Annotated in this window: 21 protein-coding genes and 3 tRNA genes; 8 read left to right on the top strand and 16 right to left on the bottom strand. The window is 71.7% G+C overall.

Going from position 1 to position 26367, the window contains the following annotated elements; translation table 11 throughout:
- Positions 1–35 precede the first annotated feature (35 nt).
- From R2S09_RS23830 to R2S09_RS23820, 3 genes are all read right to left on the bottom strand, one after another.
- Entirely contained in the window at positions 36–1976 is a 1941-nt protein-coding gene (locus R2S09_RS23830; protein WP_306189882.1) for a galactose oxidase-like domain-containing protein, read from the bottom strand.
- Positions 1973–3964 (bottom strand): glycosyltransferase family 2 protein, encoded by a 1992-nt coding sequence (locus R2S09_RS23825; protein ID WP_316743126.1) that lies wholly within the window; start codon positions 3962–3964, stop codon positions 1973–1975. Before R2S09_RS23825 ends, R2S09_RS23830 begins: the two co-directional genes overlap by 4 nt.
- Before the next feature lie 414 nt (positions 3965–4378).
- A tRNA-Lys gene (locus R2S09_RS23820) sits at positions 4379–4452 on the bottom strand.
- A 191-nt stretch (positions 4453–4643) separates the two neighbouring features.
- On the opposite strand from R2S09_RS23820, the gene R2S09_RS23815 reads away from it, so the two are divergent.
- Both R2S09_RS23815 and R2S09_RS23810 read left to right on the top strand, forming a co-directional pair.
- A complete protein-coding gene (locus R2S09_RS23815) occupies positions 4644–5249 on the top strand; it encodes a lytic polysaccharide monooxygenase (RefSeq protein ID WP_306189884.1) in 606 nt (201 codons plus the stop codon).
- Positions 5250–5358: 109 nt separating this feature from the next.
- Entirely contained in the window at positions 5359–5868 is a 510-nt protein-coding gene (locus R2S09_RS23810; protein ID WP_316743124.1) for a DUF3592 domain-containing protein, read from the top strand.
- A gap of 53 nt (positions 5869–5921) precedes the next feature.
- Here R2S09_RS23810 and R2S09_RS23805 read toward each other — a convergent pair.
- Positions 5922–5995, bottom strand: a tRNA-Lys gene (locus R2S09_RS23805).
- A gap of 299 nt (positions 5996–6294) precedes the next feature.
- Here R2S09_RS23805 and R2S09_RS23800 point away from each other — a divergent pair.
- A complete protein-coding gene (locus R2S09_RS23800; RefSeq protein WP_306189886.1) occupies positions 6295–7491 on the top strand; it encodes a transposase in 1197 nt (398 codons plus the stop codon).
- A 34-nt stretch (positions 7492–7525) separates the two neighbouring features.
- Here the strand turns inward: R2S09_RS23800 and ehuA are convergent, their stop codons facing one another.
- Genes ehuA through ehuB form a run of 4 tightly spaced genes read right to left on the bottom strand, consistent with a single transcriptional unit; the run spans position 7526 to position 10633 of the window.
- Positions 7526–8347 (bottom strand): ectoine/hydroxyectoine ABC transporter ATP-binding protein EhuA, encoded by an 822-nt coding sequence (ehuA, locus tag R2S09_RS23795; RefSeq protein WP_306189887.1) that lies wholly within the window; start codon positions 8345–8347, stop codon positions 7526–7528.
- Positions 8337–8954, bottom strand: a complete 618-nt coding sequence (ehuD, locus tag R2S09_RS23790) for an ectoine/hydroxyectoine ABC transporter permease subunit EhuD (protein ID WP_372337752.1) — start codon at positions 8952–8954, stop codon at positions 8337–8339. Before ehuD ends, ehuA begins: the two co-directional genes overlap by 11 nt.
- A 23-nt stretch (positions 8955–8977) precedes the next feature.
- Complete coding sequence (ehuC, locus tag R2S09_RS23785) at positions 8978–9721, bottom strand: ectoine/hydroxyectoine ABC transporter permease subunit EhuC (protein ID WP_316743122.1); 744 nt, start codon at positions 9719–9721, stop codon at positions 8978–8980.
- A 15-nt stretch (positions 9722–9736) separates the two neighbouring features.
- Entirely contained in the window at positions 9737–10633 is an 897-nt protein-coding gene (gene ehuB, locus R2S09_RS23780; protein ID WP_316743121.1) for an ectoine/hydroxyectoine ABC transporter substrate-binding protein EhuB, read from the bottom strand.
- 320 nt (positions 10634–10953) lie between these two features.
- Here ehuB and R2S09_RS23775 point away from each other — a divergent pair, with 320 nt between their 5' ends.
- From R2S09_RS23775 to R2S09_RS23765, 3 genes are all read left to right on the top strand, one after another.
- Positions 10954–11682, top strand: a complete 729-nt coding sequence (locus R2S09_RS23775; RefSeq protein WP_316743120.1) for a decarboxylase — start codon at positions 10954–10956, stop codon at positions 11680–11682.
- A 204-nt stretch (positions 11683–11886) separates the two neighbouring features.
- The gene (locus R2S09_RS23770; protein ID WP_306189892.1) at positions 11887–13041 is read left to right on the top strand and encodes a glutathione-independent formaldehyde dehydrogenase; all 1155 of its coding nucleotides are present in this window, start codon (positions 11887–11889) and stop codon (positions 13039–13041) included.
- Between the two features lie 156 nt (positions 13042–13197).
- Positions 13198–14289, top strand: a complete 1092-nt coding sequence (locus R2S09_RS23765; protein WP_316743118.1) for an LLM class flavin-dependent oxidoreductase — start codon at positions 13198–13200, stop codon at positions 14287–14289.
- A gap of 27 nt (positions 14290–14316) precedes the next feature.
- Here R2S09_RS23765 and R2S09_RS23760 read toward each other — a convergent pair whose 3' ends face one another.
- Entirely contained in the window at positions 14317–16590 is a 2274-nt protein-coding gene (locus R2S09_RS23760; protein ID WP_399144504.1) for a putative bifunctional diguanylate cyclase/phosphodiesterase, read from the bottom strand.
- A gap of 458 nt (positions 16591–17048) precedes the next feature.
- On the opposite strand from R2S09_RS23760, the gene R2S09_RS23755 reads away from it, so the two are divergent.
- A complete protein-coding gene (locus R2S09_RS23755) occupies positions 17049–18407 on the top strand; it encodes a M6 family metalloprotease domain-containing protein (RefSeq protein WP_316743114.1) in 1359 nt (452 codons plus the stop codon).
- A gap of 98 nt (positions 18408–18505) precedes the next feature.
- Here the strand turns inward: R2S09_RS23755 and R2S09_RS23750 are convergent.
- From R2S09_RS23750 to R2S09_RS23720, 7 genes are all read right to left on the bottom strand, one after another.
- Positions 18506–18579, bottom strand: a tRNA-Lys gene (locus R2S09_RS23750).
- Positions 18570–19223, bottom strand: coding sequence for a bifunctional DNA primase/polymerase (locus R2S09_RS23745; RefSeq protein ID WP_306189896.1), 654 nt, complete (start codon positions 19221–19223; stop codon positions 18570–18572). The genes R2S09_RS23750 and R2S09_RS23745 overlap by 10 nt, the downstream gene beginning before the upstream one ends.
- A gap of 172 nt (positions 19224–19395) precedes the next feature.
- The gene (locus R2S09_RS23740) at positions 19396–19767 is read right to left on the bottom strand and encodes a hypothetical protein (RefSeq protein WP_306189897.1); all 372 of its coding nucleotides are present in this window, start codon (positions 19765–19767) and stop codon (positions 19396–19398) included.
- 522 nt (positions 19768–20289) lie between these two features.
- Positions 20290–21660 (bottom strand): AAA family ATPase, encoded by a 1371-nt coding sequence (locus R2S09_RS23735; protein ID WP_316743112.1) that lies wholly within the window; start codon positions 21658–21660, stop codon positions 20290–20292.
- Positions 21657–23315 (bottom strand): hypothetical protein, encoded by a 1659-nt coding sequence (locus R2S09_RS23730; RefSeq protein ID WP_316743110.1) that lies wholly within the window; start codon positions 23313–23315, stop codon positions 21657–21659. Before R2S09_RS23730 ends, R2S09_RS23735 begins: the two co-directional genes overlap by 4 nt.
- On the bottom strand, positions 23306–24532 hold the full coding sequence (locus R2S09_RS23725) for a hypothetical protein (RefSeq protein ID WP_306189900.1): 1227 nt from the start codon (positions 24530–24532) through the stop codon (positions 23306–23308). The genes R2S09_RS23730 and R2S09_RS23725 overlap by 10 nt, the downstream gene beginning before the upstream one ends.
- Entirely contained in the window at positions 24483–25442 is a 960-nt protein-coding gene (locus R2S09_RS23720; RefSeq protein WP_316743108.1) for a phosphatase PAP2 family protein, read from the bottom strand. The genes R2S09_RS23725 and R2S09_RS23720 overlap by 50 nt, the downstream gene beginning before the upstream one ends.
- A gap of 224 nt (positions 25443–25666) precedes the next feature.
- Between R2S09_RS23720 and R2S09_RS23715 the strand changes: the two genes are divergently transcribed.
- Positions 25667–26263: a histidine phosphatase family protein gene (locus R2S09_RS23715; RefSeq protein WP_306189902.1), complete on the top strand. Its 597-nt coding sequence runs from the start codon at positions 25667–25669 to the stop codon at positions 26261–26263.
- Positions 26264–26367: the final 104 nt, after the last annotated feature.

Below are 26367 nucleotides of genomic sequence, written 5' to 3'. Positions count from 1 at the left end.
CTCGGCCACCGGGCCAGGCCCAGCCACCGGACCGGCTACGGCACCTTCACCCACCGCGCCGTGCTCGGCGTCCCCTGGTCGTCGACCACGAACAGCATGTACCACCCCGACTGCACCAGGTTCCGGTTCTTCGGCACCGTCACCGTGACCTTGTCCCCCGACGCCTTGAAGCCCAGCGCGATCGAGCGCTGGTCGACGTCCGTGACGTGCGTGGAGGCGCTGGGCCGGATCAGCCGGACCCTCCTGATCGCGGTGGCGTGCTGCGAGGTGAACGTCCCAGAAGCGCCTCGCGCGATGCTCCCCGGGCCGCCGGAGAGCGAGGGCCGCGCGTCCCGGTAGAGATACGGCGGCGTGTAGATCTCGATGCGCTGCTCGAACGTGCCCGGCTTGGTGTCGGCCTTGTCGCCGTAGAGCGAGTCGGAGCCGAAGAACATCACCCGGCCGTCGGGCAGCAGGATCGAGCCCGAGTGGTAGTTGCGGCCCACCAGCGGGTCGGCCACCCGCCTGAAGGTGTTGGACTTCGGGTCGTACGACCGGGCCTGGAGGATGTTGGAGTCGCTGCGACCCCGGTAGTCCTGGGAGCCGCCGGAGACCAGCACGGTGTCGTCGGGGAGGATGGAGGACTGCGGGTAGCGGGTCCCCTTCTCCAGGGACGGGCCGTCGGTGAAGCGCGGGTGCTTCGCCTTCAGGTCGATCAGCCGGGTCTTCCTGCTGGACAGCTTGGACTCGCCGACCCCGCCGCCGCCGATGACCAGGTACCTCTCGTCCTGGGCCGGCGGCAGCAGCACCGTGCCGGAGGTCTCCAGCATGTCCGGGTCGCTCAGCCCGGGCAGCTCGCTGAACCCGTTGCCGGCCACGTCCCAGATGCCCGGGTCGCGGCCCACGTCGGCGGGGCCGTAGCCGGCGTTCGACCCCGAGTAGAAGATCTTGCCGTTCTGCATCAGGAACAGCGCCGGATAGGTCGGGAACTGACGGATCTTCGGTGCGTACGTCCACTTCTTCGTCCGCGGGTCGAAGATCTCGTTCTTGCCCGGGACCAGTTGGCCGATGTCGTCCAGGCCCGAGACGCCGAGGATCCTGCCGTCGCTCAGGGTCGTGAGCGTCGGATACCAGCGGGCCTCGTGCATCGGGTCGACCTTGATGTACTTCTCCGCGACCGGGTCGAACTCGTAGGTGTCCCGGATGCCCTGGAAGTCCTTCTTGTCCAGGGCGAGTTTCTGCGCGATGCCGTAGGTGTTGCGGGCGTCGGTGCCGGTCAGGCCCCGGATCCGGTAGTTGTCCTGGGTCCCGGTCTCGTACGCGGCGCCGCTCCTCAGCGCCTCGACGTAGATCCGGCCCAGCCCCGGGCTGTTGCCGAGGAACTTCCCCGTCTTCTTGTCGAAGTTCTTCTTCGCGCGCGGGACCAGCACCGGGTCCCTGGAGACGAAGGTCCTGCCGTTCGCCCGGCCGGTGAACCGTGTGCCCGCGGGCAGCGTGATGGGCTTGTCCGGGTTCTCGTTGTGCACGATCATCAGCCCGCCGGCCTTGGTGACGTCCCCCTTGAGCTTCTCGTACCGCTTGGTGCCGCCCGCGATCAGGATCTTGCCGTCGGAGAGCTGGGTGTGGCCCGTGCAGAACAGGTCGTTGGGGGTGGGCACCTTCTTGATGGTGCCCTTGACCGGGTCCCAGATCCGCGAGTCGAACTTCTTGGCGTCGAAGTTCTCCTGGTTGTTGCCCGAGCCGGCGACCAGCAGCACCTTCCCGGTGTGCAGCAGCACGGCGTGGATGGTGTCCTGCCGGTACTTCCTGGGGAACTCGATGATGTCCCAGTGGCCGTGGGCGGCCTTGTACTCGGGCTTGTTGATCGTGTACTGGTGGTAGCGCTCCGTGCCGAAGCGGTAGAGCCACGGTCCGTTCATCCCGGCCAGGGCGAGGACCGCCACCGCGCCGATCCCGAGCCGGCGGACACGGCGGAGGCCGGCCTGCTGCTCCCTCATTCCTTACGTTCCCCCAGCCCGCCGAGGGCGATCCGCATGGTGTGCTCGCCCGTCCCCTCCGAGCTCCTCGCGCCGGACCCGGCCCAGGTGGGCCTGGGTTGCGCTGGTGATGTGCGCGCCGACAGCGCGACGTCCTGCGGGTCGGCGTACGGCGTGGCCGGAGCGGGCTCCGGCGCGCGCCTGTCCCGCCGCAGCGTCCACCGCCAGACGAGGATCGGCGAGGCGGTGATCAGCAGGGCGAGAACCGCCCACGTGATCATCGCGGGGTGGGAGTGGCCGCGGACGAAGCCGGTGGCGAGGGAGCCGGCGAAGACGAGGATGAAGAACCAGTGCACGCGGAAGGTCCCGAACAGGGTGTCGGGGCTCGCCGACTCGCCCTTCGGGGTCACCACGAACCTGCTCCCGCGGCGCAGCACCGCGTCCATCAGCGAGCGGGCGTAGACCGGCGCGGACAGCGCCGACATCACCATGCCCGCGACACCGCCGGAGCCCTCCGGCTCGTGCGGGGAGACATTGTGCCGGCGGTTCCAGATGTACAGGCCGATCTGGAGCGCGGAGGCATTGCCGTACAGCATCAGCCACACCGTCGGGTCGATGTCCACGCCCGAGGCGCCCAGGCCCAGGAACAGCGCGCAGCTCAGCGCGGCCAGGATCCAGTTGAGGGCGGACATCGGATAGAAGACGATCATCATGGTGTAGTTGAAGAGCCGGCCCGGCGGCAGCGAGCCGAAGCCCTTCCAGTACTGCTTGAGGATCGTCTCGTACGTCCCCCGCGACCAGCGCAGCTGCTGGGTGAAGAAGTCCGTCCAGGCGTTGGGGCCCTCGCCGACGGCGAGCACGTCCGGGGTGTAGACCGACTTCCACCTGCGGCCCGTCGCCGGGTTCTTGGCGCGGTGCATCTCGAAGCCGGTCGCCATGTCCTCGGTGATCGAGTCGTACAGCCCGCCGATCTGCTTGACGGCGCTGATCCGTACGGCGTTGGAGGTGCCCACGAACATGGGCGCGCCGTAGCGGTTGCCGGCGCGCTGAACCAGGGCGTGGAAGAGGAACTGCTGCGACTCGGCGGCCTTGGTGACGAACGTGTCGTAGTTGCCGTAGACCTGCGGGCCGATGACGAAGCCGACGTCCGGGTCGCGGAAGTAGCCCAGCATCCGCTCCAGGTAGTTGGGCAGCGGCACGTGGTCGGTGTCGACGGAGGCGAAGAAGTCGTACTCGTCGCCGTGCGCCTGGAGCCAGGCGTTGTAGTTGCCGTGCTTGGTCTTCGCGCGGTGCGGGCCCCTCGGCTGGTTCCAGCGCTCGACGCCCTTGCGGGTGAAGTGGTGCACGCCCAGGCGCGCGCAGACCGCCTTCACCTCGTCGTCGTCGCCCTCGTCGAGCAGCCAGACGTGCATCACGCCCCGGTGGCGCAGCCGTACGGCCGCCTGGAGGGTCTTCGTCACCATCTCCACCGGTTCCTTGCCGGGTACGAAGGTGGTGAGGAAGGCCACGCGGGTGCCGGTCTCGGGCACCACCGGGACCGGGTCGCGGGCGACCAGGGTGGCGTGCGCGTTGGACAGCACGTTCATACAGCGGAAGAACTCGATCAGGCCGATCGAGACCAGCATCACCACGTCGAGGACCGGCAGGAAGTCGTACGCCGGGTGGTCCCGCTCGGTCCAGTGCTCGGGCTGGAGCAGCCAGGCCAGCAGGACCAGCGAGAGCAGCGGCGCGGCGACGAGCATCAGCGCGACCCGGAGGCGGTGCGGTTCCCGGGAGAGCAGCGAGCGGTACTGCACCCGGTACGGCCGGTCCGGATCGGGCTGGGTGAGGGGACCGGCCAGGCGGCTGTAGTGCTCGTAGTCGTATCTCGGCAGGGTCTTCCGGAGTCTGCGGAGACTCCCGCTGTGGCCTGTGCGGCCGGAGCGGCCTGTGTGGCTGTCGCGGCCTGTGCGGCCGGTTCGGCTGGTGTGGTCGTACTGGTGCCGGGCGCCCGTCGGCGTCGACGTCATGAGTCATCCCCCCACACGCAGGTCACGCGCGTGTCATCGGTTTCGTGCCGGTTGCATGGCTGCCCCCCTCGGCAGCCGTCGACGCACGGAACCCCCTTCTCCCCGCACATCGGGCAACAGGCTCAAACGACCTTTCGAAATCCCCCGACAACCCCCCAATTGCCGCGTACATGCGGCATCTCCGCATCCAGGGTTCTACGGGGCTCATCATGATCACAAGGTGTGAAAAACGGAGCTGACCACTCATACGCACGTAAGTTTCATGGCGGCGCATCCGTGCGAGCAGGGGTGCCGGTGGGCCGGTGTGGGGGTGTGGGTGGCGAAGCCTCTACGGCGCGCGGCGACCTCGCGCCGTAAACGACGATGGCGAGGCCGGTTCGCGTTTTCCGCGAACATGCCTCGCCATCGTCACCGTGCGCCGCCAGGGACTCGAACCCCGGACCCGCTGATTAAGAGTCAGCTGCTCTAACCAACTGAGCTAGCGGCGCCTGCTGACGTGGACAACTTTACAGGACGGTGAGGGGTGGTCCTGACCGCCGGGCGCCCGGAAGCCGTCCTGTAATTGGTATGGACATGCTCAAGTAGTCGCAATAGCCTGGAGCTTGGTCTAGACCAGCATGCACAGCACACGCACAGTACAGCTCATCGAACCTCCCCACGCGTTCTCAGGAGCGGCAGCATGGGCACCAAGGCCAAGTTGTACGCGGCCGTGCTGGGCCTCACCACCGCCGGAGCCTTCGTGCTCTCCACCGGCGGCGCCAGCAGCCACGGCTACACCGACCTCCCCATCAGCAGGCAGAAGCTCTGCGCCAACGGCACGGTCACCGACTGCGGCGACATCCAGTGGGAGCCGCAGAGCGTCGAGGGGCCCAAGGGCTTCCCGGCGGCCGGACCGGCGGACGGGCGGATCTGTTCCGGCAGCAACACCCGGTTCGCCCAGCTCGACAGCCCCCGGACGCCCTCGGGCGGTGCCTGGCCGACGACCAGGGTCACCGGCGGCCAGAGCTACACCTTCCGCTGGCAGTTCACGGCCAGGCACGCGACGACGGACTTCAAGTACTACGTCACCCGGCAGGGCTGGAACCAGGACCATGCCCTGACCCGTTCCGACCTGAACACGACGCCGTTCCTGACGGTCCCCTACGGCGGCAAGCAGCCACCGTCCACCCTCAGCCACAGCGGCACCCTGCCCACCGGGCTGAGCGGCCACCACGTGATCCTCGCCGTCTGGACGATCGCCGACACGGGCAACGCGTTCTACGCCTGCTCCGACGTCACCTTCTGAACGGCTCCGAAGGCAGTTCTGAGCATCCCTTGAGTCACCGGTACGGCCGGTGTGGGTAGCTTCCCACCCACGCCGGCCGATCACGGCCGCACGGAGTTCGGGGGGCTTCATGGAGGCGTTGACCTACGCCGTACCGGCACTGTTCTGTCTCGTGCCGACGCTCATGATGGGCGGCGCGGTGTTCCTCCTGGTGCGGGTCACCCGGCGCTCGCGCGAGGTGCGCGGCGCCTGGAGCAGCGGGCTCACGGCCGAGGGGCGGTGCCTGCGGACGTATCAGACGTACCAGACGCATCGGACGTACGACGGGACCGGTGACTGGCACCGCGGTGGAGTGAGCGCGACGGTGCACCACGTGTACGAGTTCACGACCCGCGAGGGCCGCGGGGTCCGGTTCACCGAGAGCGACGGTCCGGTGACGACCGTGGAGGGCGACATCGTCACCGTGCACTACACGGCCGAGCACCCGGAGCGGGCGACGGCCCACGCTCCGGCGCCCGGCAGACTCGCGGTGGGCCAGGGCTGCGCCTACGCCTTCTTCGGCGTCTTCATCGTCTTCTGCCTCGCGTTCATGGGCATCGCGTACCTGATCTTCTCGGCGGCGGACGAGGTGCTGCCGTAGCGGCCCGGGGGATGCGAAAGGCCCCCCGCTCGCGCGAGGGGCCTTTCCTCCGGTGCGCCGCCAGGGACTCGAACCCCGGACCCGCTGATTAAGAGTCAGCTGCTCTAACCAACTGAGCTAGCGGCGCATGACTCTCGCCTTCCGCTTCACGCGGCCGACGACGAAGAAAATACTACCTGGTCCCGAGGGGTGCTCGTGACCACCCCGGGGCACCGGCATGGCCGCGCGGGCCGCACCAGGCCCCGGGGGCGCGGAGCGCCCTGACCGCCGACCCGGCCCGGCGGGGCCGGGCAAAGGTGAACGTGTGTGCCCCTGTTCGCCGGTCGGGGTGAGTGTGAGGGAAGGGCGTGCGGGCGTGCGGGACTCGTACGTACGGTCAGGCGGTGGGAGTCGGCTGACCGGGGCAAGGCAGGGGGTGCGGGGGCGGTGCGGGAGGCCGGGGAGGCGGCGGGACACGCGCGCTACACGTACCGGTTGCGGGTGTCGTCGACGGCCCGTGCGGGGCTGGAGGCGGAATGGGCCCGCTGCCGCTGGGTGTGGAACGAGTGCGTGGCCCGCTCCAAGAGGGCCCACGCCGAGAGGGAGGCGTGCGGGCCTGCCCTGCTGGACAGGATGCTGACCCGAGCGCGGGCGGTGACACCGTGGCTGGCCGCCGGTTCGTCGGTGCCGCAGCAGCAGACCATCCGCGACTTCGCTGCCTCCCGCGTGAAGGCGCTGAAGGACATCAAGGACCGGCTGCCGGTAAAACGGCGGGCGGGCATGCCCCGGCACAGGAAGAAGCATCGGGCGCGGCCGACGCTGAACTACACCCGGCGCGGCTTCCGTCTCAAGGACGGGCGGCTGCATCTGGCGGGCGGGATCGTCCTGACCGTCGTGTGGTCCAGGCCGCTGCCTGCCGAACCCTCCTCGGTACGGGTCTACCGCGACCGACTGGGCCACTGGTACTGCTCGTTCGTCGTGCCTGCCCAGACTCAGCCGCTGCCACCGACCGGCCGGGTGCTCGGTGTCGACTGGGGCGTGAAGGAGACGGCTACCACCACCTCGGACCCCCACGACTTCCCGCACCCTCAGCACGGGCGGAAGGGGCAGGAGAAGCTGCGCCGCTACGACCGGATGATGGCCCGCCGCAAGCCGAAGAAAGGCCAGTCGGCGTCGAAGGGCTACCGGGAGGCGAAACACTGGCGGGCGAAGACGTACGCCAAGATCGCCCGGCAGCGGAAGGATGCGGCCCGCAAGTGGGCGAAGAAGGTGGTCCGCGACCATGACGTGATCGCGGTGGAGGACTTCCGGCCGAAGTTCCTGGCCCGGACGTCGATGGCACGCAAGGCGGCCGACGCCGCGATCGGCGCCACCAAACAGGCCCTGATCGAGATGGGCCGCAAACACGGCCGGGACGTGCGTCTGGTGCATCCCGCGCACACCACGATGGACTGCGGCCGGTGCGGAGCGAGAACCAAGCACGCCCTGCCGCTGTCGGAACGCACCTACACCTGCACCGCGTGCGGAGCCGTCTCCCCGAGGGACAAGAACTCCGCGCGCGTGATGCTCCTCCGGGCAGGTCTGGACCCGGCTGGTGTCGAGGGCACAAGACCTCCCGGAGCGCTGCTCCGGGAGGCGGCCTGAGCCAGGAATCCCCTCCCATCAGGGAGGGGAGCAGTCAAAGCACCGCGCTGAGGAACTCCCGGGTGCGCTCCTGCTCCGGCTCGCCGAAGATCTTGTCCGGCGGACCGGACTCGATCACCCGTCCGGAGTCGAACATCATCACCTGGTCGGAGATGTCGCGGGCGAAGTTCATCTCATGGGTGACGCAGAGCATCGTGATGTCGGTGGTGTGCGCGATCTCCCTCAGCAGGTCGAGCACACCGGCGACCAGCTCGGGGTCCAGCGCCGAGGTCACCTCGTCCAACAGCAGGATCTCCGGCCGCATGGCGAGCGCCCGCGCGATCGCCACCCGCTGCTGCTGGCCGCCGGAGAGCTGGGACGGGTGCGCGCCGACCTTGTCGGCGAGCCCGACCAGGTCCAGGAGCTCGCGCGCCCGCTGCTCGGCCTCCTCGCGGCTCAGCCCGAGCACGTTGACGGGTGCCTCCGTGATGTTGCGCAGCACTGTCATGTTCGGGAACAGGTTGAACTGCTGGAAGACCATGCCGATCTTCTTGCGGATCCGCCGCAGGTGCTTGTCGTCGGCCGGCTTCAGCCGGCCGTCCGGACCGGGCATGTGGGACAGCGGTTGGCTGTCCACCCAGATCACGCCGTCGCTGACGCGCTCCAGGGTCATCAGCAGCCGCAGGATGGTCGTCTTGCCGGAGCCGCTCGGCCCGATCAGAGTCACGTGCTCTCCGCGCCGGACGGTGAAGTCCAGCTCGTCGAGCACGACGTGGTCACCGAAGCGCTTGACCACATGGTCGAAGCGCACCAGGTCGGAGGGTGCCTGCGGCACCGCGTCCGCCGGGCTCGTCTTCTGCAGGGGATCAGTGGCCAAGGCGCCTCTCCAGCTTTCTCATCAGGAGCGAGGTCGGATAGCTAGCCGCCAGGAAGATCAGTCCCGCCAGGGTGAACGTCTCGGCGTACACGAAGTGGGTGGCCCCGTACTCCCGGGCCTGGGAGACCATCTCCGACACCGTGATGACGGCCAGGAACGGGGTCTCCTTGAACATGGAGATGCCGTAGTTGCCCAGCGCGGGCAGCACGTTGCGCACGGCCTGCGGCAGCACCACCGCCTGCCAGGTGCGCCGTGTCGACATCGACAGCGCCCGGCAGGCCTCCCACTGACCCTTCGGCACGGCGTCGATGCCCGCCCGGTACACCTCCGACAGGTATGAGGCGTAGTGGATGCCGAGCACCGCGATGCCGATGACCAGCGGCTTGACCGTGTGGAAGATCGCGTAGGCGCCGACCAGCTGCACCAGCATCGGCGTGGACCGCACGAACTCGGTGACGGCCCGCACGGGCACCGTGACCAGCCGGGTCGGGGCACGGCCCAGCACGGCGACGACCAGTCCCAGCACGGCGGCCAGCAGGATGCCGAGGACGGTCGCCAGCAGCGTGGTCTCGAAACCCTTCAGCAGCAGGGGCAGCGCGTCCCCCATCGCGCCCCAGTCCCACTGGTAGTTCACCGGGCACCTCCCGCCAGTTCGGACCTGCGCGGCGACTCGGCGCTCCGCGTGCGCAGCAGGGAGCGGGCGTCATCGTGCTGGCCGAGCCGGGCCTTCGCGTGCCGCTCCAGGGCGTTCATCAGCAGGGTCAGGGCGTAGGCGATGACGAAGTACAGCACCAGCAACGTCAGATAGGCCCACGTCGTCTCGCCGGTGCGGGTCCGCATCTGCTGCACCACCGTGGTCAGGTCGGCCGCCTGGATCAGCCACAGCAGCGGGGTGCACTTCACCAGCTGGATCAGCAGGTTCGTGAACGGCGGGATCATCTGCACCCACGCCTGCGGCAGGATCACCCGGCGCATCCGCTGCAGCGGCGTCATGTTCAGTGCGACCGCCGCCTCCCACTGCGCCTTGGGTACGGCGTTCAGCGCGCCGCGCACGACCTCGGAGCCGTAGGCGCCGTAGTTCATGCCGAAGGCCAGCACTCCGCAGAACAGCGGGGTGAGCTGGTACTGGAAGAGCAGGGGGAAGGCGTAGAAGAACCAGAACAGCTGGACGTACAGGGAGGTGCCGCGGAAGAACTCCACGATCACCCGGGACACGCCCCGCACCAGCACGGACCGGCTGCCCGCCATGAAGCCGAACACGAAGGACAGCGCGAGCGCGACGGCCGCGCCGAGCACCGTGGCCTCCAGCGTCACCGCCAGTCCGGACCACACCTGTGAGAAGTGGCCGAAGAAGTAGGAGTAGAAGTCACCCATGGGCAGGCGTCCCCGTCAGCCCTTGCAGAGGTCGGCGGTCTTGAGGTTCGCGGGCGGGATGGTCTCCTTGCCGAAGCCGTACTGCCCGATGAGCTTCACATAGCGGGCCTGGTCGGAGGTGATCTTCTTCAGCTGCTCGTTGAAGGCGTCCCGCAGCTCCTCGTTGCCCTTGCGGAAGACGGCGCCGCCCGGGCTGTACTGCTTCTTGCCGTCGATCTCCGGGATGAACGGCTGGGTGACCTCCAGCCCGCTGTTGGTCTTGGCCAGCCAGTTCAGCGAGATGCTGGTCAGCAGGAAGGCGTCGATCCGGCCGGCCTTGACCGCGTCCGCGCCGTCCTGCGGGCTCTGCAGCGTCTTGATGCTGCCGGCGGAGATCCCGGCGCCGGTGGCGTAGTCCTTCTCGACCGCGCCGGACATCACGCCGATGGTGACCTGGGCCTTCTTCGCCGACGCCAGGTCGGTCAGCTTCTTCGGATTGCCCTTCTTCACCATCATCGCGGTCGGCGAGACGAACTCCGGCTCGGAGAACAGCGCCTTCGCACAGCGGTCCGGGATGATCGCCATGCCGGCGCTGATCACGTCGTACTTGCCGGCCTGCAGGCCCGGGATCAGGCCGTCCCACTCGGAGAAGGTGGGGCGCAGCTCGGGCACGCCGAGCGCCTTGAAGATCTCCCGGTGCAGCGTGGGCGCCTCACCCTTGAGCTGGCCGTTCTCCTTGTAGCCGTAGGGCGCCTCGTTGGCGTACGCCACCTTCACATAGCCCTGCTTCTTCAGCTGGGCCAGCTTCCCGCTGCCGTCACCGCTGTCCGTCTTGCTGCAGGCGCTGAGGAGTCCGGGGACGGTGAGCAGCCCGCCGACGGCCGCGGTTCTGGTGAGGAAGCCCCTGCGGGACAGGTTCGGGAACTCGGTCATGGACGTGCAACCTCCAGGGAGCCTTGCCGGACGGGCCAAATGCGGCCAGTGAGGGCCCCTTCCCGACTCACGGGAACTATGCGGGTCTGCCGTCGGACGTGATGGAACGGTGACGTGGGCGAGACGGTTCCGTTTCAGGAGGCCGGGGAGCGGAGGCACTGGCCTCACCGCGCATCCCGGTCGTCTCGGCCGACCAGGTCACCAGGTGGAGCGGTGTCGCGACGGCTGGGTACCCGAGCGGTGGAACCTGCCGGGCGCTGCCGGACGACTCGGCGAGCGCCGTGTCCGTACTGCCCCGAAGAACAGCAGGAAGGCTGGTCATGACCGCACTCGGAGTCCTCTACCCGGGCCACTTCGCCGAGGACGACTATCCGCGCATCGAGCAACTCCTGGGCAGTGACGTTCGAGTGGACCTGGTGCACGTCGGCTGCGAGGACGCCTACCGGGCGGCGGCGGTGCGCGAGACGGTCCCGGCCGAGCGGCTGACACGGAACGTCGAGGGGCTGCGGCTGGCCGGCGCGGAGGCGGTGGTGTGGGCGAGCACCAGCGGCGGCTTCGGGCCCGGCCGGCACGACGCCCACACGCAGGTGCGCACCCTCGCCCAGGCCGCCGGCATGCCGGCCTCCTCCACCTCCTTCGGCTTCGTGCACGCGGTGCGCGAGATCGGCGTACGGCGTGTCGCGGTCGCGTCGCCGTACCCCGAGGACGTGACCGCCCTGTTCGCGGACTTCCTGCGGGCCGGCGGCATCGAGGTGGTCGCCGCGCACAGCGCCGGTGCCGCCACCGCGGCCGAGGTGGCCGGCTGGGGTGAGCCGGAGGTACTGGCCCTGGCAGGGGCCGTGGACACCACCGGGGCCGGGGCGCTGCTCCTGCCGGACACGGCCCTGCACACCGCCTCCCACATCCCGGCCCTGGAGGAGCGGCTCGGCAAGCCGGTCCTCACGGCGAACCAGGTGACCGTGTGGGAGGGGCTGAGGCTCACCGACCGCCGGGTCAACGCACCTGACCTGGGTGCGCTGTTCATGCGGGAGCCGATCGTCCAGGTGTGAGGCCGCCCGGGGATGTCCAGGTGTGCCGGGGCGCGGTTGCGGCCCCCGTCGCGGGGGCGTTCCCTGGAAGTATCCGGCGGTGCAGCGAGAACGCCCCGGGGCCGCCCACGGCAGCACCCGGCGGGTCGTGTGTCTGTGTGCCCCCGCCCCGGGCAGCGGCCCGTCGTCGCCGTCGTCGTCCAGCGTTCGACGCGGAGGTGACCCATGAAAGCCGTCGTCTACGAGAAGCCCTACAGCGTGGCGGTACGGGACGTCGACGATCCGCGGATCCAGCACCCCAACGACGTGATCGTACGCGTCACGTCAAGCGCGATCTGCGGTTCCGACCTGCACATGTACGAGGGCCGCACGGCCGCCGAGCCGGGCATCGTCTTCGGCCACGAGAACCTCGGTGTCATCGAGGAGGTCGGCAGCGGCGTGACCGCCCTGTCCGAGGGCGAACGGGTCGTGATGCCGTTCAACGTCGCCTGCGGGTTCTGCAAGAACTGCCTGGCGGAGAAGACCGGGTTCTGCCTCACGGTCAACCCCGGCTTCGCCGGCGGTGCGTACGGATACGTGGCGATGGGCCCGTTCCTCGGTGGCCAGGCCGAGCGGGTGCGTGTGCCCTACGCCGACTTCAACTGCCTGAAGCTGCCGCCCGGGGAGGAGCACGAGACCGACTTCGTGCTGCTCGCGGACATCTTCCCGACCGGCTACCACGGCTGTGAGCTCGCCCAGGTCTCGCCGGGTGAGTCCGTGGCCGTCTTCGGTGCCGGACCGGTGGGCCTGATGGCCGCCTACTCGGCGCTGCTGCGCGGCGCGTCCAAGGTGTTCTCGGTGGACCGCGTGCCCGAGCGGCTCGCCAAGGCGGAGGAGATCGGAGCCATCCCCATCGACTTCACCAAGGGCGACCCGGCCGAGCAGATCAAGGAGCAGACGGCGGGCGAGGGCACCGACAAGGGCGTGGACGCCGTCGGCTACCAGGCTCAGTCGCACAAGGACGTCAGCCACGAGGAGCCCGCCGTCGTCCTGAACACGCTCGTGGAGACGGTACGGCCGACCGGCATGCTCGGCGTGCCCGGTCTGTACGTCCCCTCCGACCCGGGCGGCCCCGACGAGCACGCCAAGCACGGCCAGCTGCTGGTCTCCATCGGCCGGATGTTCGAGAAGGGCCAGCAGATGGGCACCGGCCAGTGCAACGTCAAGCGGTACAACCGCCAGCTGCGCGACCTGATCATCGCCGGGCGCGCCAAGCCCAGTTTCGTGGTCTCCCACGAGCTGCCGCTGGAGCAGGCGCCCCAGGCGTACGAGAAGTTCGACAAGCGGATCGAGGGCTACACGAAGGTGGTCCTGCACCCGGGACACGCGCTGGCGGCCTGAGAGACCCGGAGAGAGACGGCCTGAGAGACCGGAGAGAGACGGCCTGAGGGACGGGGTGAGAGAGGGTGAGAGACGGGGTGAGGGAATAAGCGGAGAGCGTCTCCTGTTAACGCCGGGCAGGCAGGACAGCGCACGGCACACACAGGAGGCGCCCCCGTGTTGGCGAACGAGATCCGCGGCGAAGCCCACTGCATCGCACCCGTACCCCTCTCCGTACTGGACCTGGTGACCGTGGGGGCGGGCCGCACCGCCACCGACGCGCTGCGCACCAGTGTCGCGATGTCCCGCCTGGCCGAGGCCAGGGGCTACCACCGCTACTGGGTCGCCGAGCACCACTCCATGCCGGGCGTCGCCTCCTCCTCACCGGCCGTGATCCTCGCCCACCTCGCCGCCCACACCGAGCGCATCCGCCTCGGCTCGGGCGGCGTCATGCTGCCCAACCACGCCCCGCTGGTCATCGCCGAGCAGTTCGGCACCCTGGAGGCCATGGCCCCCGGCCGGATCGACCTCGGTCTCGGCCGCGCCCCCGGCACCGACGGCGCCACCGCCGCCGCCCTGCGCCGCACCGACCACCTGAACGAGGGCGCCGACGACTTCCCCCAGCAACTCGCCGAACTCACCCGCTTCCTCGACGACGACTTCCCCGACGGCCACCCCTACCGCCGTATCCACGCCGTCCCCGGCCCGGTCCAGGCCACCTCCCCGGGCGGGGTGCAGTCGCCGCACCGGCCGCCGATCTGGCTGCTCGGCTCCTCCGGCTTCAGCGCCCGCCTGGCCGGCATGCTCGGCCTGCCGTTCGCCTTCGCCCACCACTTCTCCGCGCAGAACACCGTCCCGGCCCTGGACCTGTACCGCGAGTCGTTCCGGCCCAGCGCGGTGCTCGACGCCCCGTACGCCCTGATCGGCGTCGCCGCCCTCGCCACCGACGAGGAGCGGGAAGCCCGCCGCCAGGTGCGGGCCGCCGCGCTGAACATGGTCCGGCTGCGCACCGGCCGGCCCGGCCTGGTCCCCGCCCCCGAGGAGGCGGAAGCGTACGAATTCAGCCCGATGGAAGAGGAGTTCGTCGCCTCCTGGACGGCCAACGTCGTCCACGGCACGCCCGACGAGGTCCACTCCGGCCTCGACGACCTGCACAAGCGCACCGGCGCCGACGAGCTGATGATCACGAGCAACGCCCACAGCGGGGACGCGCGCCTGCGCAGCTACGAACTCATCGCGGACGCCTACGGGCTGCCCGGCGCGTCCTAGGGGCGTCTCGCCCTGGGCCTGACGCCGCTACCGGCGGCCGCAGGCGTGGCCGTCGAGAAGTTCGGAGATACGGTCCGGCGGCACCGGCCGGGAGTACAGCCAGCCCTGCCCGGTGTCGCAGCCGATCCGGCGCAGCCGGCTGGCCTGGTCGGAGGTCTCCACGCACTCGGCGGTGACGGTCAGTCCCAGCCGGTGGGCCAGCTGGATCATCGCCTCCACGATCACCTCGTCGGCGGGGCTCGGCCGGTCCGCCGCGGGCTGCGGGGTCTCCGCCTGCCGGTTCACCGCGGCCTGCGGGTTCTCCGCCTGCCGGGCCTCCGCCTCGCGCGTCTGTCGCTCCTCGTACTGGAAGCCGCGCACGAAGGAACCGTCCAGCTTCAGCGCCGACACCGGCAGACGGCTGAGGTAGGCGAGGTTGGAGTAGCCGGTGCCGAAGTCGTCGATGGCGATGTGCACGCCCATGTCGCTCAGCGCCCGCAGGGCCTGGAGCGGCCGCCCGGCCGAGCCCATCACCGCCGACTCGGTGAGCTCCAACTGCAGCAGATGCGGCGCCAGTCCGGTCTCCGCCAGCACCTGGGCGACGTCCGCGACCAGGTCGGAGTCCCACACCTGACGGACCGCCACGTTGACGCTGACGAAGATCGGCGGCTCGTCCGGGTGGTCCAGCTGCCAGCGCCGGGCCTGGCGGCAGGCGGTGGCCAGGATCCAGCGGCCGAGCGGCACGATCGAGCCGTCCTCCTCCGCCAGTGTGATGAACCGATTCGGCGTCAGCACACCGAACTGCGGGTGCCGCCAGCGCACCAGCGCCTCGACCCCGCGCAGCCGCCCGTCGTCCATGCCGACCAGCGGCTGGTACTCCAGCGTGAACTCGCCCCGCTCGACGGCCGCGCGCAGCGTGGAGACCAGCGCCTGACGGGTCATGCGGTGTGCGTTGCGCTCGGGGTCGAACAGGGTCCAGCGGGCCCTGCCGTCCGCCTTCGCCCAGTACAGGGTGGTGTCGGCCGCCTGCATCAGGGCGGTGGCCGAGGTCCCTGCCGTCCGCCGCTCGACCACGCCGATCGACGCCGACACCGACAGCCGTCTGCCGGAGATCTCGAACGGCGTCTGAAGGGCCGTCAGCACCGACTCGGCCAGGCCGGCGAGTTGTTCGGTGCCGGTGGAGTCCTCGACGAGCAGCGCGAACTCGTCGCCGCCGAGCCGGGCCACCAGCGGGGCGCCGGCCCGGCCGTGGGCGGCCGCGTCGGCGCAGTTCGTCAGCCGCTGGGCCACGGCCGCGAGCAGCCGGTCGCCGACGTGGTGGCCGAGGGTGTCGTTGACCGCCTTGAAGCCGTCGAGGTCCAGGTAGCACAGGCCGATCCGGCCGGTCCCGCCGCGCTCCTCGTCGTACGACTCCGCCGGCGCCGTCGGCTCCGCCTCCAGTACGGCGGACAGGCGTTCGAAGAACAGCGTGCGGTTGGGCAGCCGGGTCACCGGGTCGTGCATCCGCACATGCCGCAGCCGGGCCTGGAGTTCGCGCCGGGCGCTGACGTCGGCGACGGACAGCAGCACGCCGGGGGGTCCGGCCGCTCCTGGTGGGCTCTCGGGTGGCAGGGGGGCGACCGTGACCTGGACCCACAGGGAGCGGCCGTCGGCGTGTTTGAGGCGGCGGGTGCAGCGCAGCCGGGCCTGCCGTCCGCGCAGGACCTCCCGGTAGGCGTGCCAGGTGCGGGCGTCGGAGGCCAGGTCGACCAGGTCGGCGGCGACCTGTCCGGCGAGTTCGTCGGGCCCGGTGCCGAGCAGCGCGCCGAAGGCGTCGTTGGCGCTGACGACCAGCCCGTCGCCGTCGAGAACGGCCATCGCGAGGGGGGCGGCGTCGAAGACCGAGCGGAAGGGCTGACCGGCGGGGGCGGGGTGGGGGCTCTGCGGGGAGCAGGCGTCCTGCGGGAGTCGGGGGTCCTGCGCGGATCCGGGGTCCTGCGGGAGTCGGGGGTCCTGCGCGGGTTGGGCCAAGTCGGTGAATTCGAGCGGAGTGGGGGCCGGTTCCGCCAACGGAGTGAGGCCGGGGGCGCGGAGGGGGGCCGGCGGGGGCGTCGGGGCGGGCGCCGGGGCCGGGTCGGAGGGGCCGGTCAGGCCGGTCGGGGAGGGCGCGCAGGGGCCGGTCCCGGGCGGCGCGGGAGGGGCCGGGGCGGTGGCGGCGACGGCCCCCTCGTGGACGGCGGCCACGAGCGGTCCGGCACCGGACGACTTCGTAACATCACTCTGTGTGACTTTCGGCCGGATGAGGTCTGCCGTGGGCGTCGGCCCCTCGGACGTTCCGCTCACCGCTCGCTCCCGCAGTGCACTCGGTCTTCGTATCGGTCTCGTCGGGTGGCCGGCCGGGTGACGCACGGCCGCCGGGCCCGTGCCCGCGCAGGAAGTGCCAGGAAAGTGTGCCGATCATAGATGCCGGCGCCTGACCCGTTCCAGCCGCTTGCCGGTCCTGCCGTGCGGCGGGTCCCTCTGCCAGATCGTTTCTGCTCGTGCCTGGACGGGTTCTTCTGACGGCCGACCACTTGTGACGTTCCGTGAGCGGTTCGGGGGTGTCGCCGTCCGGATCCGCCACGGCGGCGAACTCCGTGCGGCCAGCGGCCGCGAACTCGGGGCAGGCAACGGCCTGGTGCGGCGCGAACTCGGACCACTCACCCGTCCCTCACCCTTCCGGTGCAGACAAACAGGGCGTACACCTACAAACTGCCACAGGCTGGGTGCGGTGTCCCCGCGAACCGCACCCGGAGGTCCCTGTGCCGCGTCAGCTCGCTCTGAAGGCGCTCAGCCGTGACGCCCTCGAAGCGCTGACCGGGACGGCGGCGCGGCCCCGACTGCGCAGCACCACGGCCGTGTTCAGCGTCCTGTCGGCGGTCGCCGCCACCTCGATCCTGAGCGGTCCCTCGGCCGCCGAGCCCTTCTCACCGGCGCCGTGCGCGCTGCGGCGGACCGAGGCGCACCACTCGGAGGGGGTGGACACCTGGAACGCCGCCTACGCCCGGCCCGTCAAGCCGATCGACGCCGTGATGATCTTCCTGTCCTTCCCCGACTCGACCCCGCGCACCACCCCGGCGGAACTCGCCGCCGACCACTTCCCGGCCACCAGCCAGTTCTACGCACGGGCGTCCTACGGCAGGTTCGTGCTGCGCCCGCATCCGCTGAAGCACTGGATCCGGATGCCGCGGCCGTCCACCGCGTACGCCATGCACCGCGACTGGAACCCCGCCGACCGGGCCGCCTACCTGCACGACGCCCTCGCGGCCGCCGACAAGGAGGTGGACTTCTCGCGGTACCGCGTCGTCTACTTCGTCGCCGACCCGGACGCGCCCGGCGTCGACTCCGACGCCACGAAGGTCGTCAACCTCGACACCCCGCTGTGGGCCGACCACACGGACATCCGGCGGGTGGTGACGGTGTTCGAACGGCACCCCCCGGACCGGCTGGTGCTCGCCCACGAGACCGGGCACGTCTTCGACCTGCCGGACCTGTACCACCGGCCCTCGGACGGCAAGGGCGACTGGGACACCTATGTGGGCGACTGGGACCTGATGGGGAGCCAGTTCGCGCTCTCGCCCGATCTGTTCGCCTGGCACAAGTGGAAACTCGGCTGGCTGGACCCGCGCCAGGTGGCGTGCGTGCGGGGAACCGGGCCGACCCGGCTGACGCTGGAACCGGTGGAGGTGGGCCCGGCGGGCGCGGACGTGCCGGACGCGCGGTCGCCGGCGACGGGTGCCGCCGGGTCGCCGATGTTCGGGCTGGGCGGCGGCACGAAGCTCGCGGTGGTGCGGACCGGGAACGACAGCGTGCTGGCCCTCGAGGTGCGGGAGTCGCTCGGGAGCGACATCGCCGGATGCCGGGAGGGGGTGCTGGTGTACCGGGTGCGCAGCGAGATGGAGTCGGGCGGCGGCCCCGTCCAGGTGATCGACGCCCATCCGCACACCTCGGCCTGCCCGGAGAGTTCCGTGTACCCGCCGCTCGCGGACGCGCCGATCGGCGTGGGGGAGAGCTTCACGGTGCCGGGCGACGGCGTCCGTGTGGAGGTGGAGGACCGTACGCCCTCGGGCGCGTACACGGTCAAGATCACACCCGGCTACCCCACGGCCCAAGCGGGCTGACCGCATGATGGGCGGCGCGGAGGGAGCGAAACCGTGCGGAAACGACGATGGCGAGGCCGATTCGCGTTTTCCGCGAACATGCCTCGCCATCGCCATCGTGCGCCGCCAGGGACTCGAACCCCGGACCCGCTGATTAAGAGTCAGCTGCTCTAACCAACTGAGCTAGCGGCGCCTGCTGACGTCGTAGACATTAGCATCCTGGTCGGCGGGAGGAAAAATCGAAATCCGTACGGCCGCACGAGCCGCCCGCACGGCCGCCCAGAGCAGGATCTCCGGGCCGGGCAGCCACGGGTGACGGGTGTCCGGGGCGACCAGCCAGCGGGACGCGGACCGCATGAGCCCAGGGCCGCCGGCCGGGGCCGGCACGGTCACCGCGTCGCCGTTGCCGTGGCACAGCAGCGGGGGAACGCCGCCGGCGCGCCCGGAGCGGTCCTGCCGGCCCCGGGACCCCCACTCCTCCCACTCCAGCAGCGACGGCAGCCGCTGCGCCGTGCCCGGGGCGGCGAACAACAGCGTCCGCCCCCGGTGGACGGCCACCGGGCCCGTCCCCGGGCCCTCCTCCCACAGCCGGTCCAGCATCCGGCGGCCGAAGATCGCCGGTGCGCTGACCACGTCGAAGGCGGCGCCGCAGGGCAGCACGACCGGCGCGTCCGGCCGCTCCCGCCAGAACGCGAGCGTGCTGCGGGGATACGGGCCGGCCGAGGCGAGCCAGGCCGCGCCGTCCGCGGTGACGCCGGAGGCGTCGGAGGTGTCGGAACGGCGGCCTGCCGCGAGGTCGAGGCGGTCGGCGAGCGGTTGCTTCCCAGTGCGGCTCATGTCGGATACGTCTACCGACCGTGAGGGGGCACTTTCCCAGGGTTGCCGGAAACCGGGACAGAAAGGGAAGGTGAGGAGTATCTTGCCCGCCTGGCATATGCCAGCCCATCGGGCGGGAAGCGTCGGACGGCGAGGCGGCGTCGGACGCCGGTGAAGCGCCTGGGGCGAAGCGTCAGACGGGGTCGGCCGGATTGGCGTGCAGCCCCTCGGCCCCGCGCAGCAGGTCCCGCCCGAACTCGACCATCTTCTTGGCGTAGTCCTCGGTCCACTCCGCCCGCTCGGCGATGTCCGCCGGGCTCAGCCGGTCGAACCGCCGCGGGTCGGCGAGCTGCGCCGCCGCGATCGCCTGGAACTCCACGGCACGGTCGGCCGCCGCGCGGAACGCGAGCGTCAGCTCGGTCGCCCGCGCCAGCAGCGCCCCGGGGTCCTCGATCGACTCCAGGTCGAAGAAGTGCTCGGGGTCGGCAGCGGCCTCCGCGGGCTCGAAGATCAGGGGCGCGGGGCGTAGCCGCTGCTCGTTCCGACGCGGCTCGGGCTCCGCCATCTCGTGTCCTCCTCGTACGGTTCGGATCGGTGCCACCTCTTTCAGGGCCACCCTCCATTGTCCCGCGCCCACGCAAGGGGGGCGGTCGCCTCACGGCGCCTGCCCCTCCCTGGGATCACACGGACCCCGGCGGACCGGACAGAGACAGTTCCTACCCACCCCGGAGGTTCTCAAGGCCCACAGGTTCTCAAGGCGCCCACCCCACTCGATGTTCCCGCAGCCGGGCCCGTACCGCGTGGTTCGCCTCCCAGCCGTCCGGCTGTGTTTCTCTGCCGCCTGTGGCGGCGTGCCGGACTCCGTCCGGCGGTGGGGGTGGTTCGGGCTGGGTGGTGGTGACGGGTTGCGGGCCGCTGTTCATGGCTGCCACCCGACTCGATGTTCCCGCAGCCGGGCCAGTACGGCGTGGTTCGCCTCCCAGCCGTCCGGGCTGTGTTTCTCTGCCGCCTGCGGCGGCGTGCCGGACTCCGTCCGGCGGTGGGGGTGGTTCGGGCTGGGTGGTGGTGACGGGTTGCGGGCCGCTGTTCATGGCTGCCACCCGACTCGATGTTCCCGCAGCCGGGCCAGTACGGCGTGGTTCGCCTCCCAGCCGTCCGGGAACTTCACCGTGACGCCCAGCTGGACGGGTTCCGTGGAGGGGTGGTCGTCGAGAAGTTCGCTGACTCCCGCGCGGCAGATCACGATGCACGCGTGCCGGTGTCGGGAGGCCAGGACGCACAGGCGGCCGGTCTCCAGATGGAAGGCGGTGGCGTCGGGGCGGCCGGAGAGCGGGTGCAGGACCACCGTGACGTCGAACTCCCGGCCCTGGAGCCGGTTCGCCGTGTCCACTGTGACGTTCGTGACACCGAGGTCCGCCAGCGCCGCCCGTACGGCCGCCGCCTGGTCCCGGTGCGCGGTGCCGACGGCGATCCGGTCGGCGGTCAGCGGGGCCGGATCCGGGGACCGCTCCGAGACGGCGGCCCCGCCCCGCTCCAGAAGCCGCGCCACGACCGCCGCCACCGCCCGCACGGCCTCGGGATCCGTGCGCGGAGTGTGCCGCGCGGGCAGCTCCAGCAGGCCCCAGCCCGACTCGGCGGCCTCGTCGATCACCCGGTCGGGGCCCGAGCCGTCCGAGGGCACCGCGAAGGTGAGCCGCCGGTCACCGCGCCCGGTACCGCTGCGGAACGGCGTGTACGGGTAGAACGCGTCCGAGACCAGCGGTGCCGCCGACGCCGGGAGCCGCCAGGACACCGGCAGCCGGTGCTGGGGCAGCTCGGGGTTGTGGGCCAGCAGGGTGGTCACCGCGGAGGCCGACGGATCGTACGACAGCCCCGCCCACTGCTCGCCGCCCACGATCGAGAACGGGTCCAGCTGACCGGGATCGCCCACGAACAGCGCCCGCTCGAACAGCCCGGCCACGGCGAGCAGCGCGTCGGAGCGCATCTGGTACGCCTCGTCGACGATCGCGTGCCGCCACGGCTCGTCGACCTTCACATGCGCCCACTTCGCGGCCGTCGACAGCACGACGTCCAGACCGGCGAGATCGGCCGCCTTCGCCGACTTCCGTACGTTCGGCAGGTCGTCGAGGGCCTTGTCGTAGGGGTCGGTGTCGCTGCTGTGCAGCCGGCCCACCGGCAGCTCGGGGTTCTTCTCCGCCAGCCGCAGCACCAGGTCGTCGACCTGCGCGTTGGTCTGCGCGACCACCATCAGCGGCCGCCCGGCCTCGGCCAGCTCCAGTGCCGCGCGGACGACGAGCGTCGACTTGCCCGCACCCGGCGGGGAGTCGACGACGACACCGCGGTGCGGGCCGTGCAGGGTGTCGCGCAGGATCGCCTCGGTGGCGCGGGCGGCCGCCGCCCCCGGATCGAAGGCGGCGCCGTCCGGAACTGCCCGGGTGGGGTGCGCGGGGGCGGTCACAACACATCCTCTTCCGTCACCGGGTCCGGGATCTCCGGCACGCTCTCCTCGCCCGGCGGGCCGCCGTGCGTCCACGGGGTCTGCTCGGGGTCGGGCAGCTTGGCCCCGCCGCGCTGCTCGTGCTCGAACAGCGTGAAGCACACGTGGTCGCCCTTCTCCGGCACGGAACCGGCCTCCGGCTCCTTGCCGCGCCCCATCTTGTCGAGGATCCGCAGCACGATCAGCGCCCCGCCCGCCTCGGGACCGCCCCCCTCGGGACCGCCCGCCTCGGAACCGCCGTCCTCCGGACCGCCGTCCTCCGCGAAGCCGACGAACTCCGCCGACTGCGGCTTCCCGCCCAGCGAGCGGTACACCCGGGCCCGCTCGCCCAGGTGCGGCCGGTCGTCCGTGCGCACGGTGACCAGCGGGCGCGGGCTGGGCCGCCTGCCCTCGCTGTACGCCATGGTCACATCGGTCACCTCGCCCGCGAACGCCTCCCCGGCCAGCCGCCGCCCCGCCATGACCAGCGGGTCGTCCAGCGCCTCCTGGGCCTCCAGCCGGGCCTGCTCGCGCTCGCGGGTGGCCAGCTTGTTCGCGGCGGTGACCGCGTCGTCGCGGCGCGGCTGCGGCGGTTCGCCGGCCAGCACCCGGTCGCGGTGACCGGTGAACGACCAGCGGTCGCGCGTCCACCGCTCCGCCACGTGCCCGCCCTCGGGCAGCGTCCGCAGCAGGTCCAGACCGTCCCAGACCTTCTCCCACGTGGGGCGCGTGCACTGTTCGACGAGTGCCCGTATGTGCCGCTCGGCCGCCGTGAGGGCGCCGAGCCGGTCGTCCGCCTCCAAGCCGTCCTCGGCGGCGGCGAGCGCGGTACGGGCGCGGTCGTAGCGCTCGATGGCGGGGGCGAGCAGCTTGTTGTCGAACGCCGGGTCGGTGGCCGGGCCCGCGGGCGGGCACTCCAGCTGGCCGGCCGCGTCCCGCGCGAGCTCCGCGCGCAGTGCCGCCTCGGCGCCCGGGACGCCCACCGGCGGGGTGATCCACGCCAGCAGCGCCCCGAGGTGCTGGTCCTCCAGGCTGGACTGGCCGGTGGTCCAGTGCCGGGCCAGCACATCGCTCAGCGCCAGCAGCAGCGAGGAGCCGGGCACCCGGGCCCGCTCCCCGAAGTGGGTCAGCCACCGTCCCAGCAGCGGCACCCTCGGCGGCGCCGGGTGCGGGGCCTCGGGGTCCTGTTCGGCGGTGCGCCGGAACCGCGTGGAGCGTCCGAGCAGCCGTACGAAGTCGATGCCCGCGCGGCTCGGCACGATCAGCTGGGGTGCGTCCGCGCACAGCTCGACCTCGACCTTGACCCGCTTGCCGGTCTCCGGGTCGGTCTCGCTGCGCTCGGCGGCCTCCACGGTGTCGGCGTAGGAGTCGATGTACGGGAGGATCACATCGGCCAGTTCGGCCAGGAACGCGAACCTGAGGTCCCGGTCGCGCGGCTGCGGCACGGCCAGCAGCCGGGGCGCGTCCCGGTCGGTGCCGATCAGCGCGCCCAGCGGGGCGCCGGCCTCACCGGCGGTGGTGAGCGGCACGAACACCAGCGGACGCTCGGCGACATGCCGGTGGCGGACGGTCGCGGCGGGCCGGGCGCGACCGTCCCGCACGGCCTCCAGCCGGGCGAGGGTGGCGATCAGCGACACGCCGCCTCCCGGTGGTCCCCGTGGTCGTGGTCCCGGTGGGCGTGGTCCCTGGGGGCCGGGCGGCCGCCGAGTGCGTCCTGGTGGCCGCTCAGCGCCTCCGCCCGCAGCCGTGCCGCCCTGCGCAGGGCGGCCACGGCCGGGTCGTCGGGGTCGCCGGCCTCGCCGTGCGCCGCCGCCAGGACGTCCTCCACCGTGGTCAGGCCGCCCAGTTCGGCGCGGACCGAGCGGCCCAGGGCGGTCACGGCGCCCTGGTCGCGGGAGCGTGCCCGGCAGTGGAAGGCCAGCTCGCAGGCGGCCAGGCACTCGGGCGCGTAGGTCGCCGGGACCGCCTCGACCGCGGCCGTCAGCTCCTCGGCGGGCAGCTCGGGGGAGAAGCACACCCCCTCGGGGAGGGTGTCGGCGATGTCCTGGATGCGGGTCAGGCGCGCCAGCTGGCGGGCGGTCACCGCGCGCTGTTTGCGCACGTCCACGGCGGAGGCGGTGGGCAGGTTGGAGAAGTCCTTGGGGCACACCAGCAGCACCCGGTGCCGCACGCGCGGGACAGGCGCCCCGTCCTGGTCGGAGATGTCCCGGGCGATCCGGGCGGCGACGTCCTCCAGCGCCAGCACGTACACCGCCGCCTGGCGCGCCGCGGCGCCGACCTTCGCCGGGTCCGCGGAGCCGTCCAGCATCGGGAACGACTTGATCTCCACGACCGTCCAGCTGCCGTCCGGGTGCACCGCCACCGCGTCCGGCTCCAGGTAGGCGGGGGAGCCGGCCACCTCCAGGGCGAGCATCGGGTGGTCCAGCAGCGTCCAGCCGCCCGCCGCCGTCGCCTCGCGCAGCGCCATCGCCGTACGCTCCGCGCGTCCCTCGGGGCCCGCGGCGGTCAGGTCCGGGAGCTGGGCCTGACGCGGCGGCTCCGCGCCCGGGTCCAGCCGCTGGTGCGCCAGCCGCAGCAGCTCCGCACCGCCGTCGGCCTTGACCCGCGCCTCGAACGCGTTGCCCCGCATGAAGGCGAACTGGGACTGGCCGAACGCCGAAGGCGACCCCAGCGCGCCCGCCAGCGCCGCCTTGTCCACGCCCGCGCCGTCCAGGATCGCGCGCCGCCTGCAGCCCGGGTTCGCGGCCAGCGCCGCCAGCGCGCGGGCGTCCAGCGCCCGGGCCGGCACGCCGGGGCCGCGCAGCTCAGCGAGCCGGTGCCGGAGCGCCGTCCCCCGCGTCCTGGGAGGAGGCACCCGGCTCGGCTCCGGAACCGAACCGTGCTTCGCGCTGCCGTGGAATTCGCTCACCCGCCGAAGTCTGGCATCCACCACTGACAATCGGGGAACCCGCGGCGCTCGTGCGCCATGCGACGGCCGGGGCGCGGGCCGCCAGCGCCGCCCGGGCCCGGTCCATGCCCCGCATCAGGTACGGCGCGAGCAGCAGCCCGACCACCATCGCGGCCACGCCCGCCACCGCGTCCAGGAAGTAGTGGTTCGCGGTGCCCATCACCACCAGCGCGGTCAGCAGCGGGTAGGCGACGCCGGCCGTCTTGGCCCAGCGCGTGCCGCCGTGGCGCCACAGCATGATCCCGCACCACAGCGCCCAGCCCACGTGCAGGCTCGGCATGGCCGCGTACTGGTTCGTCATGCCGCCCAGGCCGCGCGGTGCGCTGGCCTCGCCGCCCCACCAGCCGTACGAGCTGTAGTGGGCCATGGTGTCCACGAAGCCGTGGTCGGGGGAGAGCAGCCGGGGCGGGCAGGTCGGCAGCAGCGTGAAGCCGATCAGCCCGATGAAGGTGGACCCCATCAGCCAGGTGCGGGCCGCGCGGTAGTGCGCGCTGCGCGTCCGGAACAGCCACACCAGGATCGCGGGCGTCACCACGTAGTGCAGTGAGGCGTACCAGAAGTCGGCCGGGACGCCGAGCCAGGGCTCGCGGGTGAACAGGCGGTTGAGCGGGTGCTCGGCGTTGAGCCGCAGCAGCTTCTCCAGGCGCAGGATCGCCAGTCCGTGGTCGACGGCGCTGGAGACGTCACCGCGGGCCAGCAGCCGGCCCGCCGAGTAGCAGCCGTACACCAGCAGGATCAGCGGCAGCTCCGTCCACCAGCGCAGCCGGGTCCGCGGGGCCGCCTCGGTGCGTGGTGCCGGTGCCTCCGTCTGCGGCATCCGATGCCCCTCCCCGTTCTCGTCGCTCTTGTCGGTGCTGCGGCTCCCGGTGATCTCCGGTGGTGTCCGGCCGGTCGTGCCACTTTACGGTGTATGCGCCCGCCCTCATGGGGCGCCCCGGCCCTCAAAGACGCAGAGATCGACCCTCGGGTTGCTCCCGCCAAGGGTGCGCGATGATGGAAGGGTTCCGCCTGAAGATCGTACTTTTTCCCGGAAGGCTCCCCATGGCACCGCGCATCCTGCTGGCCCGGCACGGACAGACAGAGTGGTCGCTGTCCGGCAAGCACACCGGCAGGACCGACGTCCCCCTCCTGGAGGAGGGCCGGCGCGGCGCCAAGCTCCTCGGCGAGCGGCTGCACCGGCCGCCCTTCGACGGCCTGCCCGGCGTCGAGGTCCGCACCAGTCCGCTGTCCCGCGCGCGTGAGACGTGCGAACTGGCCGGCTTCGGTGACCGCGCGACGCGCTGGGACGCGCTCGTGGAGTGGGACTACGGCGCCTACGAGGGCCTCACGCCGCAGCAGATCCAGGACGAGCGGCCGGGCTGGCTCATCTGGCGCGACGGCGTCCCCGGCGGAGAGACGCTCGCCGAGGTGACCGCCCGCGCGGACCAGGTGGTGGCCTGGGCCCGGGCCGAGGACCGTGACGTGCTGGTCTTCGCCCACGGGCACATCCTGCGGTCGATCGGGGCGCGCTGGCTCGGGCTGCCGCTGGACTTCGCGGCACGGATACGGCTCAATCCGACGTCGCTGTCGGTGCTGGGGTGGGCGTACGGGGAGCCGGCGATCGAGAGCTGGAACGATCTGGGGCACCTGGTCCCTTAGCGACCGGTGCCCGCGGGCGCTGCGGGTGGGCGAATGCGCCTGCCCCGCTCGGAGGGTGCCGCCGCCCCCACCCGTGCCACCGTGCGGCCGTATGCCCGCGACAG

The organism is Streptomyces sp. MK7, from assembly GCF_032658145.1.
GTDB lineage: Bacteria > Actinomycetota > Actinomycetes > Streptomycetales > Streptomycetaceae > Streptomyces > Streptomyces spiralis.
The sequence above is the reverse complement of the archived record's forward strand: the minus strand, read 5'-3'. Positions and strand labels throughout refer to the sequence as shown.

Excerpts from the sequence above, each read along its gene's own strand:
- R2S09_RS23740 (WP_306189897.1), bottom strand. The coding sequence starts at position 19,767 with ATGGCGGAGCCCGAGCCGCGTCGGAACGAGCAGCGGCTACGCCCCGCG.
- R2S09_RS23815 (WP_306189884.1), top strand. The coding sequence starts at position 4,644 with ATGGGCACCAAGGCCAAGTTGTACGCGGCCGTGCTGGGCCTCACCACC.
- ehuC (WP_316743122.1), bottom strand. The coding sequence starts at position 9,721 with ATGGGTGACTTCTACTCCTACTTCTTCGGCCACTTCTCACAGGTGTGG.
- ehuD (WP_372337752.1), bottom strand. The coding sequence starts at position 8,954 with ATGGGGGACGCGCTGCCCCTGCTGCTGAAGGGTTTCGAGACCACGCTG.
- ehuB (WP_316743121.1), bottom strand. The coding sequence starts at position 10,633 with ATGACCGAGTTCCCGAACCTGTCCCGCAGGGGCTTCCTCACCAGAACC.
- R2S09_RS23825 (WP_316743126.1), bottom strand. The coding sequence starts at position 3,964 with ATGACGTCGACGCCGACGGGCGCCCGGCACCAGTACGACCACACCAGC.
- R2S09_RS23770 (WP_306189892.1), top strand. The coding sequence starts at position 11,887 with ATGAAAGCCGTCGTCTACGAGAAGCCCTACAGCGTGGCGGTACGGGAC.
- R2S09_RS23720 (WP_316743108.1), bottom strand. The coding sequence starts at position 25,442 with ATGCCGCAGACGGAGGCACCGGCACCACGCACCGAGGCGGCCCCGCGG.
- R2S09_RS23830 (WP_306189882.1), bottom strand. The coding sequence starts at position 1,976 with ATGAGGGAGCAGCAGGCCGGCCTCCGCCGTGTCCGCCGGCTCGGGATC.
- R2S09_RS23810 (WP_316743124.1), top strand. The coding sequence starts at position 5,359 with ATGGAGGCGTTGACCTACGCCGTACCGGCACTGTTCTGTCTCGTGCCG.
- R2S09_RS23775 (WP_316743120.1), top strand. The coding sequence starts at position 10,954 with ATGACCGCACTCGGAGTCCTCTACCCGGGCCACTTCGCCGAGGACGAC.
- R2S09_RS23745 (WP_306189896.1), bottom strand. The coding sequence starts at position 19,223 with ATGAGCCGCACTGGGAAGCAACCGCTCGCCGACCGCCTCGACCTCGCG.
- R2S09_RS23715 (WP_306189902.1), top strand. The coding sequence starts at position 25,667 with ATGGCACCGCGCATCCTGCTGGCCCGGCACGGACAGACAGAGTGGTCG.